The sequence below is a fragment of the Nocardia sp. NBC_00565 genome (assembly GCF_036345915.1).
In the GTDB taxonomy this organism is placed as follows: domain Bacteria; phylum Actinomycetota; class Actinomycetes; order Mycobacteriales; family Mycobacteriaceae; genus Nocardia.
The window spans coordinates 4363673-4381554 of record NZ_CP107785.1; the positions used below are offsets into that span (position 1 = coordinate 4363673).

Annotated in this window: 15 protein-coding genes; 4 read left to right on the plus strand and 11 right to left on the minus strand. The window is 67.7% G+C overall.

The window, feature by feature from the left end:
- Positions 1-33: 33 nt before the first annotated feature.
- Positions 34-4395, plus strand: coding sequence for an ATP-dependent RNA helicase HrpA (hrpA, locus tag OG874_RS20930; RefSeq protein ID WP_330256806.1), 4362 nt, complete (start codon positions 34-36; stop codon positions 4393-4395).
- A gap of 113 nt (positions 4396-4508) precedes the next feature.
- On the opposite strand, the gene nrdR is transcribed toward hrpA, so the two are convergent.
- The 3 genes from nrdR to OG874_RS20945 form a co-directional block, all read right to left on the minus strand.
- Positions 4509-4985 (minus strand): transcriptional regulator NrdR, encoded by a 477-nt coding sequence (nrdR, locus tag OG874_RS20935; RefSeq protein WP_330256807.1) that lies wholly within the window; start codon positions 4983-4985, stop codon positions 4509-4511.
- 177 nt (positions 4986-5162) lie between these two features.
- Positions 5163-6416, minus strand: a complete 1254-nt coding sequence (locus OG874_RS20940; protein WP_330256808.1) for a hypothetical protein — start codon at positions 6414-6416, stop codon at positions 5163-5165.
- Between the two features lie 151 nt (positions 6417-6567).
- Positions 6568-7002 carry a hypothetical protein gene (locus tag OG874_RS20945; protein ID WP_330256809.1) on the minus strand — a complete coding sequence of 145 codons (435 nt, stop codon included), beginning with the start codon at positions 7000-7002 and terminating at the stop codon, positions 6568-6570.
- 227 nt (positions 7003-7229) lie between these two features.
- Between OG874_RS20945 and lexA the strand changes: the two genes are divergently transcribed.
- Positions 7230-7940 carry a transcriptional repressor LexA gene (gene lexA, locus OG874_RS20950; RefSeq protein ID WP_330256810.1) on the plus strand — a complete coding sequence of 237 codons (711 nt, stop codon included), beginning with the start codon at positions 7230-7232 and terminating at the stop codon, positions 7938-7940.
- A 57-nt stretch (positions 7941-7997) separates the two neighbouring features.
- Here the strand turns inward: lexA and OG874_RS20955 are convergent, their stop codons facing one another.
- Together OG874_RS20955 and OG874_RS20960 are read right to left on the minus strand one after the other, a co-directional pair.
- Complete coding sequence (locus OG874_RS20955) at positions 7998-9653, minus strand: carboxylesterase/lipase family protein (protein WP_330256811.1); 1656 nt, start codon at positions 9651-9653, stop codon at positions 7998-8000.
- 48 nt (positions 9654-9701) lie between these two features.
- Positions 9702-10367 carry a class I SAM-dependent methyltransferase gene (locus OG874_RS20960; RefSeq protein WP_330256812.1) on the minus strand — a complete coding sequence of 222 codons (666 nt, stop codon included), beginning with the start codon at positions 10365-10367 and terminating at the stop codon, positions 9702-9704.
- 144 nt (positions 10368-10511) lie between these two features.
- Here OG874_RS20960 and OG874_RS20965 point away from each other — a divergent pair, with 144 nt between their 5' ends.
- Positions 10512-11501: an Lrp/AsnC family transcriptional regulator gene (locus tag OG874_RS20965; RefSeq protein ID WP_330256813.1), complete on the plus strand. Its 990-nt coding sequence runs from the start codon at positions 10512-10514 to the stop codon at positions 11499-11501.
- Here the strand turns inward: OG874_RS20965 and OG874_RS20970 are convergent.
- The 5 genes from OG874_RS20970 to OG874_RS20990 all read right to left on the minus strand — a co-directional run bounded on the left by OG874_RS20970 (position 11437) and on the right by OG874_RS20990 (position 16234).
- Positions 11437-12060 (minus strand): GNAT family N-acetyltransferase, encoded by a 624-nt coding sequence (locus OG874_RS20970; RefSeq protein ID WP_330256814.1) that lies wholly within the window; start codon positions 12058-12060, stop codon positions 11437-11439. The two genes, OG874_RS20965 and OG874_RS20970, sit on opposite strands and share 65 nt — an antisense overlap.
- Before the next feature lie 2 nt (positions 12061-12062).
- Positions 12063-13331 (minus strand): carboxylesterase/lipase family protein, encoded by a 1269-nt coding sequence (locus OG874_RS20975; protein ID WP_330256815.1) that lies wholly within the window; start codon positions 13329-13331, stop codon positions 12063-12065.
- Positions 13328-14203 (minus strand): VOC family protein, encoded by an 876-nt coding sequence (locus tag OG874_RS20980; protein ID WP_330256816.1) that lies wholly within the window; start codon positions 14201-14203, stop codon positions 13328-13330. The genes OG874_RS20975 and OG874_RS20980 overlap by 4 nt, the downstream gene beginning before the upstream one ends.
- A 194-nt stretch (positions 14204-14397) precedes the next feature.
- Positions 14398-15465 carry an AraC family transcriptional regulator gene (locus tag OG874_RS20985; protein ID WP_330256817.1) on the minus strand — a complete coding sequence of 356 codons (1068 nt, stop codon included), beginning with the start codon at positions 15463-15465 and terminating at the stop codon, positions 14398-14400.
- Between the two features lie 124 nt (positions 15466-15589).
- Complete coding sequence (locus OG874_RS20990) at positions 15590-16234, minus strand: formylglycine-generating enzyme family protein (RefSeq protein WP_330256818.1); 645 nt, start codon at positions 16232-16234, stop codon at positions 15590-15592.
- Between the two features lie 164 nt (positions 16235-16398).
- Here OG874_RS20990 and OG874_RS20995 point away from each other — a divergent pair, with 164 nt between their 5' ends.
- A complete protein-coding gene (locus OG874_RS20995) occupies positions 16399-16827 on the plus strand; it encodes a hypothetical protein (protein ID WP_330256819.1) in 429 nt (142 codons plus the stop codon).
- Between the two features lie 369 nt (positions 16828-17196).
- On the opposite strand, the gene OG874_RS21000 is transcribed toward OG874_RS20995, so the two are convergent.
- A complete protein-coding gene (locus OG874_RS21000; RefSeq protein WP_330256820.1) occupies positions 17197-17880 on the minus strand; it encodes a TetR/AcrR family transcriptional regulator in 684 nt (227 codons plus the stop codon).
- Positions 17881-17882: the final 2 nt, after the last annotated feature.

Consider the following 17882-nt stretch of genomic DNA (forward strand, 5'->3'; position numbering starts at 1 on the left):
CGGCGCGCCGGTTTCGCTACCCTGGTGAACGCAATGACCAGGACAGCCGACGCGAATCTCCGCGAGCTCCGGACCCGCCTGGGCGCCGTAACCCTCCGCGATGAACACCGGTTGCGCCGCAGCCTGGACCGGGCGCGCGGCGGCGATCTCACCGGTATCACGGCCGAGATCGCGGCGGCCGAGCAGCGCGTCGAGGCCCGCCGTGCCGCGGTGCCCGAAATCCGCTACCCGGAGCAGCTACCGGTCTCCGCGCGCCGCGAGGATATCGCCAAGGCGATCGCCGAGCACCAGGTCGTGATCGTCGCCGGCGAGACCGGCTCGGGCAAGACCACCCAGATTCCGAAGATCTGCCTGGAACTCGGCCGCGGCATCCGCGGCACCATCGGGCACACCCAGCCACGCCGACTGGCCGCGCGCACCGTCGCCGAGCGCATCGCCGAGGAACTAGGCACCGAACTGGGCGATGTCGTCGGCTACACCGTGCGCTTCACCGATCAGGCCTCCGATCGCACGCTGATCAAGCTGATGACCGACGGCATCCTGCTCGCGGAGATCCAGCGCGACCGACTGCTGCGCCGCTACGACACGATCATCATCGACGAGGCCCACGAACGCAGCCTCAATATCGACTTCCTGCTCGGCTACCTGAAGCAATTGCTACCGCGCAGACCAGATCTCAAGGTGATCATCACCTCGGCGACGATTGATCCGGAACTGTTCGCGCGGCACTTTGCGAAGCAAACAGATGACCCGAGCGCGAAGCAAACCGACGACCCGAGCACGAAGCAAACCGACGACCCGAGCGCCGACGAATCCGATACTCCCGCACCGATTGTCGAGGTGTCGGGCCGGTCGTATCCGGTGGAGATCCGCTACCGGCCGCTGACGCTCGAACTACCCGTGGCCGCCGATGACGAAGACGACGAGGACACCCGGATCGTGGACCGCGACCCGGTCGACGCCATCGGCGACGCGGTGCGCGAACTGTTCGCCGAGGGCGACGGCGATGTGCTGGTGTTCCTATCCGGCGAACGCGAGATCCGCGACGCCGCGGATGCGTTGCGCGACTTGAAGATTCCGCGCACCGAGATCCTGCCCCTGTATGCCCGCCTCTCCACCGCCGAACAGCACCGGGTGTTCGCCCCGCACCCCGGGCGACGAGTCGTATTGGCCACCAACGTCGCCGAGACCTCGCTGACCGTGCCCGGCATCCGCTACGTCATCGACCCCGGCACCGCGCGCATCTCCCGCTATTCGATGCGCACCAAAGTGCAGCGCCTACCTATCGAAGAGGTCTCGCAGGCCTCGGCCCGCCAGCGCGCGGGTCGCTGTGGCCGCGTCGCCGACGGTATCTGCATCCGCCTGTACTCCGAGGATGATTTCGAATCCCGGCCCGCCTTCACCGAACCGGAGATCCTGCGGACCAATCTTGCCGCCGTCATCCTGCAGATGACCGCGCTCGGGCTCGGCGATATCGAGAACTTCCCGTTCGTGGAGGCGCCCGATCGGCGGGCCATCCGCGACGGTATCGCCCTGCTGGAGGAGCTGGGCGCGCTCGCGCGGGGATCCGACGCCACACCCGGCCGCCGCGATGATGCGAAACCTGCTGCGGTGCAGTCGGATCAGCGATCCGAGGCGGCCGTGGGTGATGGACCGGCAGAACCGGTCGCCGAGCGGCGCGCCGCCGATCAGGCCGCGCTGACTCTCACCCCGATCGGGCGCGAGATGGCCCAGATACCAGTGGATCCGCGGATGGCGCGGATGCTGGTGCAAGCACATCGCGATGGGTGTCTGGCGGAGGTGCTGATCATCGTCGCGGCGCTGTCCATACAGGATGTCCGCGAACGCCCGGCGGATAATCAGCAGGCTGCCGATACCAAGCATGCGCGGTTCGTGGTCGAGGGCTCGGATTTCCTTGCCTACCTGCGATTGTGGGAATACCTCACCGATCAGCGGAAGTCGCTGTCGTCCAATCAGTTCCGTCGTATGTGCCGTGATGAGTTCCTGCACTATCTGCGGATCCGGGAGTGGCAGGATCTGCACGGGCAGTTGCGGACGATCACGCGCGGGCTCGGGTGGTCGCAGGCCGACGGTGCGGCCGGATCCGAGCAGGCCGAAAACGGCTCGCGCCGTGGGCGATCCGGTGGTCGCGCAACCGATGCCGCAGACAGCGTAAGTAGCGGCGGCGGCCGCAATGCCGACTCGACGCGGGGCTCGAACCGCCGGGGTCGAGGCCGCGGCGGGGCCGAATCCGCCACGAAGCAACCGGACGCCGGCGGCCGAGGACGTGGCCGCGATGCCGCCGCGCCGCAAGCGGCGATACTCGAAAGCGACGGCACCCCTTGGGATTCGACCGCAATCCACCAGGCACTCCTGGCAGGCATGCTCTCGCACATCGGTGTCCGCGAGGCCGAATCGCGCGAATTCCTCGGTGCGCGCAACGCCAAGTTCATGATCTTCCCCGGCTCCTCGCTGGCGAAGAAGCCGCCGCGCTGGGTGATGGCGGCCGAACTCGTCGAGACCTCGCGGCTCTGGGGCCGGATGGCAGCGCGCGTGGAACCCGAATGGGCCGAGCGGCTGGCCGGGGATCTGGTGAAACGCACCTACTCCGAGCCGCATTGGTCGTCCAAGCGTGGCGCGGCGCGCGCCTACGAGCGGGTCACCCTGTACGGCGTGCCGCTGGTCGTCAGCCGCGCCGTCGACTACGGCCGCATCGATCCGGAACTGTCGCGGGAACTGTTCATCCGGCATGCCCTGGTGCAGGGCGAATGGCAGACGCGCCACGAGTTCTTCCATCGCAATCGCGAACTGCTCGATGACGTCGCCGATCTGGAACATCGCGCGCGCCGCCGCGACATCCTGGTCGACGACGAGGTCCTGTTCGAGTTCTACGACAAACGCATCCCGGCCGATATCGTCTCGGTCCGGCACTTCGACAGCTGGTGGCGCACCGCGAAGCGCAAAGACCCAGCGCTGCTGGATTTCTCGACCGACACCGTGGTCAACGACGGCGCGGCCGCCCTCGACCCGACCGACTTCCCGGATGCCTGGCGTCAGGGCGAACTGAGCTTCCCACTCACCTACCAGTTCGAGCCCGGCAATGACGATGACGGCGTCACGGTTCGCATTCCCGTCGAACAGCTGGCGCACGTGCGCGCCGTCGGCTTCGACTGGCTGGTCCCCGGCATGCGCGAAGAGCTGGCCACCGCTCTGATCAAGACGCTCCCGAAGGCCTTGCGCCGCACCGTCGTTCCCGCGCCGGACTTCGCGGCGGCCGCCCTCGCCGCACTCACCCCGCGCGCCGAACCACTGCGCACCGGGCTGGCCAGGGAGCTGTCGCGGCTGGGTTCGGTCACCATCGCACCGAGCGATCTCGACCCCGCCGCGCTGCCCGACCACCTGCGAATGACCTTCGCCGCGGTCGACTCCGTGGGCCAGAACCTCGCGCGCGGCAAGAACCTCGCCCAGTTGAAAACCCGGCTGTCCGAGCAGGTTTCGGCCTCGGTCGCCCGTGCGACCGCGGGTGCCGAACGCGCTCCGGCGACGGTGTGGACCTCGGAATCGCTGGGCACTGTCGAGCCGACGGTCCGCAGCGAAGTCGCCGGACAGACGGTCACCGGCTATCCGGCACTCGTTCCCGAAGGCGAGGGCGTCGCGGTTCGCGTACTCAGCTCCCCCGCCGAACAGGCCGCCGCCATGCGGGCGGGCACGCGCGCGTTGGTGTTGGCCGCCATACCTACTTCGGTCCGCACCGTCACCGCGAGCCTGCCGCCGCGGGATCGTCTCGCGCTGAGCCAGAATCCGTACGGTTCGCTCGACGCGCTGATCGATGACTGCCGCGCGGCCGCCGCCGATGAGCTGATCGCCGCCGCCGGTGGCCCGGTACGCAGTCCGGACCAGTTCGACGCGCTCGTCGCGAAGATCCGGCCCGATTTCGTCTCGGCGGTGGCTCGTATCGTTCGGCTGGTGGTGCCGGTATTGGCTGGGGCGCACCAGGTTTCGTCCGCGCTCGCCGACACCTCCGAACGCGATATCGCCGACGACGTCCGCCACCAGCTCGACGACCTGGTCTTCCCGGGGTTCATCTCGGAATGGGGGACCGCGCGACTGCGCGAACTCCCCCGCTACCTACAGGCCGCGGTCGCCCGCCTACAGGCGCTGCCCGGATCCGCGGTCCGCGACCGCCAGGGCATGGTCGAGATCGATCGCGCACTCGGCGCCTACGACCGCCTCGTCAACGCCCTGCCCGAACCCCGCAGACACGCCCTCGACATCACCGAAATCTGGTGGATGATCGAAGAATTCCGCGTCAGCCTCTTCGCCCAAAAGCTCGGCACCCCCTATCCCGTCTCCCTCAAACGCATAGACCGCGCCATCACCACCATCCGCCGCTGACCCGGGTCGGTGACCATCTGTCCTGGCCGAGCGATGGGCAGCTTCAGTTGCTCCTGCCCGCCGGGCAGCTGCCGGTGCCGGCCGGAGCGCAGCTCAGCGGACGTCGCCAGGGGTCAGTCGGCGGCGGCCGCGACCGTGGCTTCCGCACGGTGTTTGCGCAGGTCGGCGATTTCGCGTTCGAAGTCGTCGGCGGAGGTGAACGAGCGGTAGACCGAGGCGAAGCGCAGGTAGGCGACTTCGTCCAGGTCACGCAGCGGGCCGAGGATGGCCAGGCCGACCTCGTGGCTGGGGACCTCGGGCGAACCCTTGGCCCGCACCGCGTCCTCGACCTGCTGGGCCAGCAGGTTCAGGGCGTCCTCGGCGACCTCGCGGCCCTGGCAGGCGCGGCGCACGCCGCGGATGACCTTTTCCCGGCTGAACGGTTCGGTGACGCCGCTGCGTTTGACCACCGATAGGATCGCGGTCTCGACGGTGGTGAATCGTCTCCCACACTGCGGGCAGGAACGCCGACGGCGGATGGCCGCGCCTTCCTCGGCCTCACGCGAGTCGACCACCCGCGAGTCAGGGTGTCGGCAGTAGGGGCAATGCATCCGAGAGATCCTTCGTCGATGCGCGCGCTCGCGTCCGAATCGGTATCCGGTTCGCCTGGTCCGATCCGGCGAGCACGTGTACAGGGGTCTAGACCTATCTGTCCATATCCGGTTCAAGGATACCCGGGTGGGGTCACCAGCCGTCTCACACGTCCCAACTACCTCGTCGGCACGCGATTATCCGAGCTGCCATTGCGCGGTGAGATCGGCGATCAATTCGGGGATGCGCGCGATCATCCGGCCGTGCGCGAGCTTGTTCCAGAAGGATTCGCCGAGCACCGCCTCGGCGAAGGGCCGGTTGCTCTCCATATCGATATGGCGCAGCACCAGGTCGCCCGTGATGTAGGTCCAGCGGGTGTCGCGGTCGGCCCAGTTGAAGTTCGGCAGCGGGGTGCGCAGCGATACGGTGCGCCCGGCGATATCGCCGCTGACGGTGGCGGGCGCGAAGACGCCGGGCGCCAGGACCCCGGGGACGGCGGGTTTACCCGCCACCGTACTCACATAGGTCAGCACCCGGCCCATCGTGCCGCGACCCGCGGCGGTGACATCCCATTGATCGGCGATGACGCGGTTCTGTTCGCGATCGGTCATCCGAATCAGCGCATCCACATAACCCTCGCGGGTATGGGAATCGATCGACTGCCATGCCGTGCGGATATCGGCATCGATAACCCCGGCCGCGTACATCTCGTCAATTCCGGCCATCCCGAGCGCGGCGTAGGCCTCGTGCATCGGGACCAGGTCGGTGAAGATGTGCTTCTGCATGATCATCAGCCGGGTCTGGTACCAGGCGACGTCCTCGGCGCTGAGCCGCGAACCATCGGTCGCCAGCAGCCGGATATCGGCGGGCACCCCGGCCACCAATTCCGGTGGGGTACCGCGCAACAGGTCGGCGACCGCATTGCCGAGCTGATGGATGCCCGGCACGTCGAGCACCATGCCGATATCGCTGAGGTCGAAGAAGCCCGAGGCGAAGGAGCCGCCCGCGATCCCGGCCAGGCCCGCCCACCAGTACTCCTGATGCTGGTTGGCCAGTCGGAAGTAATTGACGTAAACCTGACTGAACGTGCGCTGGTTGGCGCGCACGCCGAGCACCGGATCCCAGGCCGCGAGGTCGATATCGGCATTGCGGGTCGAGACCACCAGCCAATACTGGTGCAGCAGTGTGGCGTATCGGCTCGGCACCACCCCGTCGGCTCTGGCCTGGTCGAGCGCGTCGCGCAGTGTCGATTCGTCCAGTGGGAGGGCCGGATTCAGACCGCCGCCGCCCGCACCGTCGCCGTTGAGCGCGGGCAGATCCAGAAATGACTCGTAGGCGGGCGCCGCGTGTGCGGCCGGAATCATGGTGAGGCCGAAGACAAGACAGGCGAGCAACCCGGCGATCCGGGCGAGAACACGGACGGCGGGTCCGGCGGTGGTGCGATGCGTCATTGCGTGGTGTCCCGAAATCGTTCGTGGGCAGAGTTGCCTAGGTCACGTTTTCAGGCACAGTAACAACATGTTCTAGTTTGCAATCGACAATTTCGGCCACGCTTCGTGGCGGATCGACCGGTCGCCATCCGCCACACCGACTTTGGGCAACCTACTGCGGCACACCGATTCCGGCGCCGTCCGGAATCGACTGCTGCTCGACGACGGCGGGCACGGACGGCGACGTCTCACCCCCGAAAGTTCCGGCGCGCCAATGCGCCAACCCGATCAACGCCGTCACCACCAGCGCGCTCAATAGTGCGGCCACCGCGAGCACCGCGAATCCGACCTGCGCCCGTTCGACCCGCGCCATCGGATGCGGGCCCTGCGCCTGTCGTAGCCCGTGCGCTCGAACAGGACCGTGGTCGGACAGCACCACGGCGCCGCCGGGCCTACCGTCGCGCGGCCGCCGATCCGACGCGGCCCGGGCCGCGTCGAGGGCACGAACCCCGCCGCGGCGCGGGCGCCGAATGCGCGGGACGGACTCGAAACCGAGGTCGACGTCGGCCTGGAGGTCGGTACTGATATCGCTGATCGCTGTGCTCATCGGACAAACCTCCGTGAAGGGGTGTTAGTGGGGGTGATCAGGTATGTCGCGAGACGATGGGGGTAGCTGTTCGATCAAGTGTTCGAAGAACTTGTGTTCGATTTCTACCACGCTCCACCGACAAAGTCAGCAGAAAACGCCGACATGCCTCGAACAGATGTTTGATACATCGGCGTTACCGGACTAGATTCGGTAGACGAAATCAACGACAGGAAAGGGCGGTTGCGGTGAGCCACACAGACGACACGGGCGACGAGAGCGGAGTAGGCACCGACCCGTCCGGAACCGGGGCGGAGCTCACCGTGCGTCAGCGCAAGGTCCTGGAGGTCATCCGCACCTCGGTGAGCGAGCGCGGCTATCCGCCGAGCATCCGCGAGATCGGCGACGCGGTCGGCCTGACCTCCACCTCGTCGGTCGCCCACCAATTGCGTTCGCTCGAGCGCAAGGGCTATCTCCGCCGCGATCCGAATCGCCCACGGGCCGTGGATGTTCGCGGCCTCGACGAGGCGGTCCGCGCGGTGACCAGCCTGCAGACCGTCGAGGATGTCGACACCGGTCGGCCCATACCGACTTTCGTGCCCGTCCTGGGCCGGATCGCCGCCGGTGGTCCGATCCTGGCCGAGCAGGCGGTGGAGGACGTTTTCCCGCTGCCGCGCGAATTGGTCGGGGACGGTTCGCTGTTCCTGCTCAAGGTGGTCGGTGAATCGATGATCGATGCCGCGATCTGTGACGGCGACTGGGTGGTCGTGCGCCAGCAGAATGTCGCCGACAACGGCGATATCGTGGCCGCGATGATCGAGGGCGAGGCGACGGTGAAGACGTTCAAACGCACCGGCAAGGACGTCTGGCTGCTGCCGCACAACCCCTTGTTCGAGCCGATCGCGGGTAACGACGCCCGGATCCTCGGCAAGGTGGTCACGGTTATCCGCAAGATCTGACGCGGCGAAAGCCGTCGCGATGCGCGGGCCCACCGGGACCCGCGCATCGAGATCGCGTCAACGCGGCAGCAGGTCCGACCAGAAATCGGCTCGGTGGTCGGCGGCATAGGAGTCGGTGAGCCGATTTCCGGTGGGCCGCAACGACATGACCAAGGGTGCGGCCGGGTCGTAAGCGGGAATCGGCTCGAGACCCGCTGGGGACGGACGGCCGTCGATCGCGAATCGGGTCCAGTACCTTCGCATTTCGGTGGCGAGACGCTGTTGGTCCGGACTCATGACCGCGCCGTAGAGCCAGCCGAGGTCACGCAGGCTCCACAGGGATGGCAGCTCGCTGGCATGATAAGCACCGAGCGGGAAGATATTCGGCGGAGCCAATGGGGCCGGGTCGTCGAAGGAATAGGTGTAGGTGGGGTTGCGCGGGCCGAGCGCAGCGTACTCGACGGTGAGCGCGGTCAGGGTGCGGTCGGTCCACGCGCGGGACAGGGCAAGCGCGGGCTGCGGATAGGCGGCGGCCGGATATGCCTGCTCGATCTCGTCGATTTGTTCCGGCGTCAGATCGGGCATGGCGGCGGCCAGCGCATCCCGGTATTCGGCCGCGATCAGCGGCTTGCCCAGCGGCACACCGTATTCCAGGTACACCCACAATGCCATCTCGTCATTGTTCGCGCCGACGAAGGTGGGTACCGCGGTGAGCGTGCCCGCACGTAGCGCCGCCTGTGGACTGGTCGGCAAGAACTCTCCGCCGAAGACCGTCGTGATAACCGCATCGTCCACCAGTGTTTCGACCGGCAGGCCACGCAGGCAGGCCGCGGTCTCGGGTCCGGCGCAGCCCAGACGCTCGGCGTACGCGTCGCCGTCCGCCTTCGCCTTCGCGACGGACGCGCCGCTGGTGCACAGCCCGCTCTGTCTGATCGCCGCCCGGAACAACCCGCGCGAACTCGGCGCGGCCAGCTGGGTACACACCGATGCCGCGCCCGCGGATTCGCCCGCCAGGGTCACCTGTTCCGGGTCACCGCCGAAGGCCGCGATATTCCGCCGCACCCAGCGCAACGCCGCCTGTTGATCGAGGTAGCCGTAATTGCCCGGCCCGGAACCGTCGTCGAGCGCGGAGGCGGCGAGGAAGCCGAGCGCGCCGAGTCGGTAGTTGAGCGTGACGACGACGATATCGCCGTCACCCTGGGCGATCAGCGGACCTGGGCCATAGATGTCGCCGGAGCCGGTGGTGAGGCTGCCGCCGTGGATCCAGACCAGGACCGGCAGCGGGCGGGCGTCCGCTGGCGGGGTGCGCGGAGTCGAAACATTCAGGTACAGACAGTCTTCCGACTTCGTCGGGTTGGCGCCGAGCGTGCCGAAGACGCCGGTGTCCTGCGGACAGCTCGGCCCGGCCCGGGCGGCGTCGCGCACACCCGACCAGGAAGCCGCCGGAGCCGGTGGCCGCCAACGCAATTCACCGACCGGCGGCGCGGCGTAGGGAATTCCCGCGAACATGCGGTGATCGGTGGCCGTGACGCCGCGCAACCGACCGGTCTCGACGGTGACGATGTCGGAGGCGACCGGATCGGCCGGCGCCGGTCCCGCTACGCCGGATATGACAGCGGCGGTCGCGACGGTGGTTACCCAACCGCGCACGACCGGACGCGCACCGGACCGGGAGCCGGGGCCGATTCGGCATCCTGCGAGCCGGACCGCGATGAAGCACGTTTGCCTGCGCACGGGTTCACGCTAATCGACGCGATGCCGGCGCGAGTGCAGCTGCGCAAGCTAGTCTTTCACGACGGTGAATTGCGCGAGCGCGCCATTACATGCCAACTCCACCACCCGCAGACCCGCGTCGGCGAACCAGCGCGACAGGTCCTCGACCGTGCCGGACGGCCCGAACACACCCATCGCCCGCATCGCCCGGATGTGCAGGTCGAACCGCCGATTCACACCGCGCGCCACACAGCTGCCGATCAACCGCCCACCCGGCGCGAGCACTCGCGCGAGGGAGGCGATCGCGGCGCTCGGGTCGGGCATGCAGTGCAGCCCGGCGAAGCTGACCACCACGTCGAACTCACCGTCGGCGAAGGGCAGATCGACAACGTCCGCGCGCACGTATTCGATGCCGGACAACCCGGCGCGTTCGGCCGCGCGGCGCGCCGCATCCAGCTGGTCTTCGGAGATATCGGCCGCGACATAGCGGATCTGTCGACCGGGTTCGAGGCGGCGCAGCGTCACCCCGCCGCCCACCGGCAGATCCAGTAGCGCCGCACCCTGCGGCAGCTGGTTGACGATATCCATCGCCGCGTACATCCGACGAGTGTCGCAGCCCCACAGCACCTGTCCGGCAGGCCGCGCCACCTCGGGGTGGTCCAGAACGAAGTCGTACACCGGCGCACCGAGAGTCCCCCAGGCTCGGCTCTGCCACACTTCACGGACGTCGGGCATGATCGTCTCCTCTTCGCGCGGTGGGAGTCCAAGGCTACAACGTGTCTCCCAACCGTTTCGGCTGATAGACACCGCCCTTCACACCGCCCGCGCGCAGCATCGGCTCAGCAGCGATCCCGAGGTTGCCCGCCGTATTCTGGTGTGATGGCAGCGCTGGACCTGGATGCGATCGACCTGGGGCTGCTGCACGCACTCCAGGTGGACGGGCGCGCTGCCTTCAGCAGCATCGCCGAGGTGCTCGGGACCTCGGATCGGACCGTGGCCCGGCGGTTCTCGCGGCTGCGCGCCGCAGGTGTGGTCCGGGTGACCGGGGTGCCCGATCCGCGGCGCATCGGCTATGCGGAATGGGTTGTCCGCCTGCGTGTTCGGCCCGACGCCGCCGATGCGCTGGCGCACGTACTCGCCGCGCGCCCGGATACCGCGTGGGTCTCCGTACTGTCCAGTGGCTCCGAAATCGCCGGCATCTTCCGGACAGTCGGCGAGAGTCCGGCGCCACTGCCTGCGTTGGCCCGCCATCCGGCCGTCGGCGACGTCGGCGCGCATCGACTGCTCCGGCACCTGATGCTGCGCCGCTGGCAGGGCCGAACCTCGGCGCTGACCGCCGAGCAGGTCGCGGCACTGCGTTCGCCGCAGCCGCGGGTATCCGAGCCGGTCACCCTGACCGATCTGGATCGCCGCATGCTCCCGCAACTGGCGGCCGACGGCCGCACGGCCTACCCACACCTCGCCGGTGCCATCGGCTGGTCGGAATCCGCGGTCCGCCGCAGGCTGGACGAACTGCGCCGATCCGGGCTGGTGCGCTTCGACGTGGAGATCGAAGCCGCACTGCTCGGGTACTCGTTCCAGTGCATGCTCTGGCTGAACGTCGCCCCAACGCGGCTGGCCGAGGTGGCGCGGACACTCGTCGATGATCCCGAGGCGGCCTTTGTCGGCGCGACGACGGGACCGCACAATATCGTCGCCATCGTGGTCTGCCGCGATGCCGACGCGGTATTCGATTACGTCGTCGACCGCATCGGCGCACTGCCCGGTATCGAACGCGTCGATACCGCGCCGATCACCCGCATCGTCAAACGGGACGCACCGGTCCCCGCCGCATCGCCCACAGCGTCGGACCGCCATCCGGCAAGCTGATCTCGCCCGTCACGACGAATCCGAACCGCTCGTAGTAGGGGACATTATCGGGAGCGGTGGATTCCAGATAAGCCGGAATCTGTTGGGCGTCACAGAGTTCGAGACGCGAATGCATCAATTCCCGTCCGAATCCGGTGCCGCGAGTGCGCGGATCGGTCCCGATTGTCGCGAGATACCAGTGCGGTTCGGCGAGATGGTGGCGTGCGAGAGTGTCGGTAACACTCTTGCCCACCCTGATCCGCGAACCGAACGCCCGGATCAGGGCGGGCAGCATGCACACATCGGACCACAGCGAATGCCGCCAGCGTCCGGGCGGATCCCACAGTGCCGCACCGCCGATCACACCCGCATCGTCCACCGCCACCTGCACACCGCCACCGGAAAGGTGGTGGAAGTGGGTCAGCGCCGAGAACAGGCGCGCCACACCGGTGGCTCGCTTCTCGGCATCGGGCCAGAGCCAGGTCATCACCGGATCCTCGTGGAAGGCCAGGGCCAGGGTCTGCGACAGCCCGACCAGGTCGGCCTTGACGCCCGCGCGCACCGTAACAGTCGACGACATCGTTATCCTTTCGAAAGTTCCACCGGCGCAACAGCTTGTGTGAAGCGATGCGTCGTACCGCGCGGCCAGCCGGGACCGCCGGTGCGGGCGAAGCCGATCCAGCTGTCGCGGACCTCGTCGACCAGATCCGACGGGTGCTGGCCGCGTAGCATCGGCGCGTGCCGCCAGGCCGCGGAATTGCCTAGTACGAAAGGCAATTCGATGCAATGGCAGGCGCGGAAGGGGCTGTCGGCGGGATACCAGTCGAAGCTGTACAGCCAGGGCGGTGCCGCATGGGCGGTGAGCAGGCGCGCCAACCGTCGGGTGGGTTCGGTGAACATCTGCACCGTGATCGCTTCGGCGGTGGTCCGGTCATCGGGGAAGAATGCCGCCGCCTCGTCGTGGGTGGTGCCGATGAGGATCCGCACACCGTCCGCGCCGCGCGCACCGACTGTTGCCACCGGATCGGGTGCGACCAGCGTGTCGGTAACCAATTGGAACGGCGGCACCGGACTCGGGGGCTTCCGGCGCGCAACCCCGACCTGAGCCGCCAGCAGGTCGGCGACGGGCACGTCGGTGAGCCCGCAAGCCGCGCCGGGCTCGATACCCAACTCCCGCAACAGCATTGCGCCGGTGCGCGCCGCCTCATCGGGTCCGTCCGGGCGCATTCCGGCCGGTGTACTCTGCAGGATCGCCCGGTGGAACAGCCCGCGCGCAGACTGCCCGGACAGCAGCGCCAGGATCGACATCGCCCCCGCGGATTGTCCGGCTACGGTCACGTTCTCCGGATCACCTCCGAACGCGGCGATATTGTCACGCACCCAGCGCAGCGCCGAAAGTTGGTCCAGCAGGCCCATATTGCCGTCGCTCACACCCGGCAGCCGGAGGAATCCGAGCGCGCCGAGCCGATAGTTGACGGTGACCACGACAAGGTCACCGCGCGCCGCCAACTCGGCCCCGTCGTAGCACGCGAGACCGCCCGAACCACTGCTGAAGCCACCGCCGTGCACGAAGATCAGTACGGGATGACCGCTGCCCCGCGGTGCCCAGATGTTCAGCGACAGACAGTCTTCGGACTGCCGTATCTCGAAGGGCCCCATCACATTTTCCAGCCGAGACGGCGGCTGCGGCGCAGCCGGACCGGGCGCTAGCGCATCCCGAACACCCGACCAGGGCAGCGTGGGTCGCGGCGGCGCGAATCGTTGCGCTCGCGCATACGGGATCCCGCGGAAAGCGGTGACCTCCCCGACCGCGGCACCCCGGACCCGCCCGGTGGTCGTCTCGACGATCATCGCGCCGCGAAGAACAGCCCGGCCCCGTACGCATCGCGCGCCGAGACGAAGAACCCGGCGTCGGTGGTCCTGGTCGGGGTACCACCGGTCTCGATCATCGTGCGTGCGGCAGCGACATCGTCGACCTGGATCGTCATGGCGGCCAAATACGATGGCGCGGGGGCGTCTTCACCGGGCAGCACGTCCGCCGCAGCCGAGGCACGGACGAACTCCAGGCGCACATCCTTGTGCGCGAGCACGACAAGTGGACCAGCCTGCACCGGCTCGGTCTTCAGAATCCGAGCGTATCGGTCGGTGATCGCGTCGATATCCGCATCGGCGGCCACGATCAGGACCGCGATGACACCGCGTGCGCCATTCGGATGGTCGAGATAGCGCGGCTGATGTACATATTCACGGGTGAGGTGCTGGGCGATACCGAGGTATCCCTCGGGCGTCGCGCGCGGGTCGAAGTGCACTGCATGGGCCCGCATGGTCCGCATGCCTTCCTCGGTGTCGACGTCGCGCTCGAGGTCGAGCACACCGGAGACGGACAAGCCGGCTGCGGTCATGGCTTCGGCGAACGCGGCCGCATCATCGGAATCGAGATTGAGCAGCCGGAACCCCTCGTACTGATCGGCCATCGCCTTGGCATGCCAGGGATCGGGCGCCGATTCGTCGACGATGCCGAGCAGTTCGATATAGGACCCGCCGAACAGCGCGCACAGGTTCGCGGTGCCGCCCGCTTGCAACGGCGCACCGGGCCGCTCCGCGAGCATATGCCGCGAGCGCGGACTCAACGTGAATCCGAACGACCGATACGTGCGCTCCAACCCGTCGAGATCACGGGTGAGAATGCCGGTGTGGTGGATGGCGTGGATGTCGTATGTCATGGCTCCACCCTGCGCCGCCGACCCGAATCAGCCGAGGAATCCGACACCGGACGCCGCAATCCGACACCGATCCGCCCCGATGCGACGGATTCGGACGCGTGGCGGGCGCATCCGATAGTGGCGGCGCGGAGCAATTCCGTGATCGCGGCGCCGGTGCGCCGACCGCCGCCCGTTCCGGCGGGCAAGTCGCCGATTCAGCCCGCGCCGATGAGATGCGCCCGGACCCCGGATCGGGTCGGCGCGACCGCTCGCCCGGCGCGCGCCCGGAACTCCTGCGGCGGACAGTCTTTCCACCGCCGGAACGCCCGGATGAACGACGCCGCCTCGGCATAACCCAGGCGCGCGGCCACCTGCTCGGTGGTCATATCGGTGTGGCCGAGCAGCTCCTCCGACATCATCTCGCGCACCTCGTCGAGCAGGTCGCGGAAGGACGTGCCCTCCTCGCGCAGCCGCCGCGACAGGGTCCGCGGGCTCATGAAAAGTGCTGCGGCGACAGCGATTTGATCCGGAATCTCGCCCGGATTGCGCACCAGCAGATCGCGCGCCGAACCGGCGACACCGGTACGGGCGCGGCGGGCGGTGAGCAGATCGCGGCACAGTTGTTCGCAGGTCCCGCGCGCCCATTCGTTGGCCCGTGGCAGCGCGGCATCGAGGTAGGCGCTGTCGAATGCCAATTCGTTGACCGTCGCGCCGAAAACCGGCTCCACGCCGAAGACGGTGCGGTAGCGCGTCGTATCGGCCGGGGCGGGGTGGCGGAAGCCGACACGGGTCGCAGACACCCCGGCGGCGAACCGTTCCCGCCCGATGGTCTGGATACCGGTGATGACGCGTTCGGTGAGGAACGGGCGCACATCCTCCGGAATCTCCGAGTCATCGAAGACCAGTCGTGATTCGGTCGCGCCCGGCACGAAGGTCAGTCGGCCGAAGACGAAGGCGCGCTCGACATAGCGCAGTGAAACTTCGATCACCTCGCGCACCGTGTGGCTGCTCAGCAGTGCCAGACCCCATGGTCCGTACAGCGAGACGTGGTAGAGGTTCCCCGCCTCGACACCCAATCCGGACTCGTCACCGAATCGCGCGAGCAGATTCCGCACCACGCGCACCTCTTGGCGCGCGGTGACCTCGGCATCGGGACCGATCACCGCCTCGGGTAGCAGCGCCGTACCCGCGAGACACTCCGGTGGCGTCATTCCGCGTTCCTGCGCCAATTGCATCAGCACATGCATGCCGGATGTACTGCGCAGCAGATCCCAATCGAACACTGAACTGCATCCTCGTCGAAGCCGGTTCCGTCTTGCCCGTTGGCGGAACATATCAATCATTCTGTTCGATCCGCAGGAAAATCGTGAATCGGGTGCCTCGGTATCCGACACAAGATCGAGCTGCTCAGGGCAATATCGACCGCGCGACACGGAACCCGACGTCATCGATGCGGTAGGTCGGATGGCTGCGCCGCCGCACCGAGGCCCGGCAGCTCCACTTCTCGTCGGACCACCCACCCCCGCGCAATACCCGATACGACCCGTACACCTCGGCGTCGTAGATGTCCCAGCACCAATCCCAGACGTTGCCGAGCATGTCGTACAGCCCCCACGCATTGGGCCGTTTGCCGCCGACCGGATGGCTTCGGCCCTCGGAATTGCCTCGATACCAAGCGATCTCATCGAGCTCGCCATATCGCGGCCCTGTGGTGCCCGCACGACACCCGTACTCCCACTCGGCCTCGGTCGGCAGCCGGTACCCATCCGCACCGGTGTCCCACTCGACTTCATCGTCATCCACGCGATACGCGGGCGGTAAACCCGCACGCAACGACATCTCGTTGCAGAACCGAATCGCGTCGAACCACGAAACCCCCTCGACCGGCAGCCGATCACCGCGGGTCGCGCTCGGCCGCGCGTCGGTCACGGTTTGATACTGCGGCTGCGTGACCGAAAACGCCGCCATCCGATACGCACCCACCTCGACCTGCCAACCGCGCTGAGTCCGCCGATCCGACAGCGTCACCGATCCTGGCCGGATGTCGACCATTTCTATATCCGCAGGCACAAGTACGCGATCTTAGTTGCCGCCGATCGCGCTGATTCCGGCCATTGTCCGCGCGGATCCGCGGTTGCGTGACGAGGTGCCAGGCTCCCGCTGATCAATCCGGTAGATTCCGGATATCGCCGACGTCAGAGGAGGGGTTGCGCGTCATGACCGAATCCGAGCTGTCCGACCTGCGAGAGCGAGCCGAGAACGGCGATCCCGAGGCGGTCGACGAGCTGATCGGGCTCGCTACCGAGCGCGGCGACCTGGACGAACTACGACGACTCGCCGACAGCGGCAACGCCGACGCGACTGACCAACTCATCGGGCTCGCTACCGAACGCGGCGACCTGGGCGAGTTGCGCCGACTCGCCGACTGCGGAAGTACCGATGCGGCCGACCAACTGATCGAACTCGCCTCCGAACGCGGCGACCTGGACGAACTGCGACGACTCGCCGACAGCGGCAATGCCACCGCGACCGATCAGCTGATCGAGCTGGCGACCGAACAGGACAACCTGGACGAGTTGCGTCGACTTGCCGAACAAGGCAATACCACCGCCGCCGAGCAGTTGGCGGAGCTCACCGCGGAGTAGGGCGACAGGAGCACCGGCTCCTGGACGGCAGTCACATCGCGACCGACCCCAGCAGGTCAGCGGCAGGCTTCGGAGATACCGACGAGCCACTCGCGGATCGCGGCTCGGGGGTGAACGCGGTCTCACGGCGGGCGACGGCTTTGCGGGCGGGAGTCCAGGGCCTCTCGATCGGCATCGTGATCGGGTCGGTGACCGCAGCACTGTTGAGTACAAGGCCGATGTCCTGGAGTCTGCCATGACGTGAGGCCCTGCGAACCCTCACCACAGTTGGCGAGCTGGCATCCCGAGCGCGAGCCCGCGGAACATCCCGCCGGAGACAAATCGGGCCGGCCTGGTGTGCCGACAGCGAATTCACCTACGCGGGACCGGCTACGACTCGCTGACGAACAGATAGTCGAACAGTGCGAGGATTCGATCGATGCCGAACTGTTCCGGATCGTCGAGTACCAGCCGGGCCGCGGTCTGGATGGTCCCGTATACGACCTGGGTCAGGACCTCCGGGTCCACCTCGTCGGCATCGGGCTGTTCGGCCAGCCACCGGACCAGCGCGTGTGCCAGCGGCGTGCGTAATACGTCGCGCGCCTTGGTGATTCGTTCGCGCAGTACCGGCGGCACGCCGTCGATCGGGAAGTACACCAAGCGCCAGGTGTCGGGCATCGAGCGCACCTCGGTGAGGAAGCGCTCGACCATCGCAGGCAGCTGTTCGGTTGTGGCAGTACCGAAGTCGGGTGTCGTCGCGTCACCGGACGCCGCGCGTTCCACGGCAGCGGCCATCCGCGCGGTCTCGCGTTCGATGAGGTCCTCGAGCAGTTCGTCGCGGCTGCCGAAGGAGTCGTACACCACCGGCCTGGTAACCCCGCCGCGCTCGGCGACGGCCGCGATGTTGACGCTGGTGAACCCGTCCTCGGCCACGATCCGCAGTGCCGCGTCGAGCAACTGCGCACGCCGATCAGCGGGCTGGAGCCGCTTGGCGTACTTGCGCTTCGGCGGCAGCGGGCCGGCCTTGTCGCGCGCTGATTGTTTGTGGGGCGCTGCCTGTTTCGCGTTCGACATCG

Coding starts and splice junctions, on each gene's coding strand:
- hrpA (WP_330256806.1), top strand. CDS start 34: ATGACCAGGACAGCCGACGCGAATCTCCGCGAGCTCCGGACCCGCCTG.
- nrdR (WP_330256807.1), bottom strand. CDS start 4,985: ATGCATTGCCCCTACTGCCGACACCCTGACTCGCGGGTGGTCGACTCG.
- OG874_RS20940 (WP_330256808.1), bottom strand. CDS start 6,416: ATGACGCATCGCACCACCGCCGGACCCGCCGTCCGTGTTCTCGCCCGG.
- OG874_RS20945 (WP_330256809.1), bottom strand. CDS start 7,002: ATGAGCACAGCGATCAGCGATATCAGTACCGACCTCCAGGCCGACGTC.
- OG874_RS20960 (WP_330256812.1), bottom strand. CDS start 10,367: ATGCCCGACGTCCGTGAAGTGTGGCAGAGCCGAGCCTGGGGGACTCTC.
- OG874_RS20965 (WP_330256813.1), top strand. CDS start 10,512: ATGGCAGCGCTGGACCTGGATGCGATCGACCTGGGGCTGCTGCACGCA.
- OG874_RS20970 (WP_330256814.1), bottom strand. CDS start 12,060: ATGTCGTCGACTGTTACGGTGCGCGCGGGCGTCAAGGCCGACCTGGTC.
- OG874_RS20975 (WP_330256815.1), bottom strand. CDS start 13,331: ATGATCGTCGAGACGACCACCGGGCGGGTCCGGGGTGCCGCGGTCGGG.
- OG874_RS20980 (WP_330256816.1), bottom strand. CDS start 14,203: ATGACATACGACATCCACGCCATCCACCACACCGGCATTCTCACCCGT.
- OG874_RS20990 (WP_330256818.1), bottom strand. CDS start 16,234: ATGGTCGACATCCGGCCAGGATCGGTGACGCTGTCGGATCGGCGGACT.
- OG874_RS20995 (WP_330256819.1), top strand. CDS start 16,399: ATGACCGAATCCGAGCTGTCCGACCTGCGAGAGCGAGCCGAGAACGGC.
- OG874_RS21000 (WP_330256820.1), bottom strand. CDS start 17,880: ATGTCGAACGCGAAACAGGCAGCGCCCCACAAACAATCAGCGCGCGAC.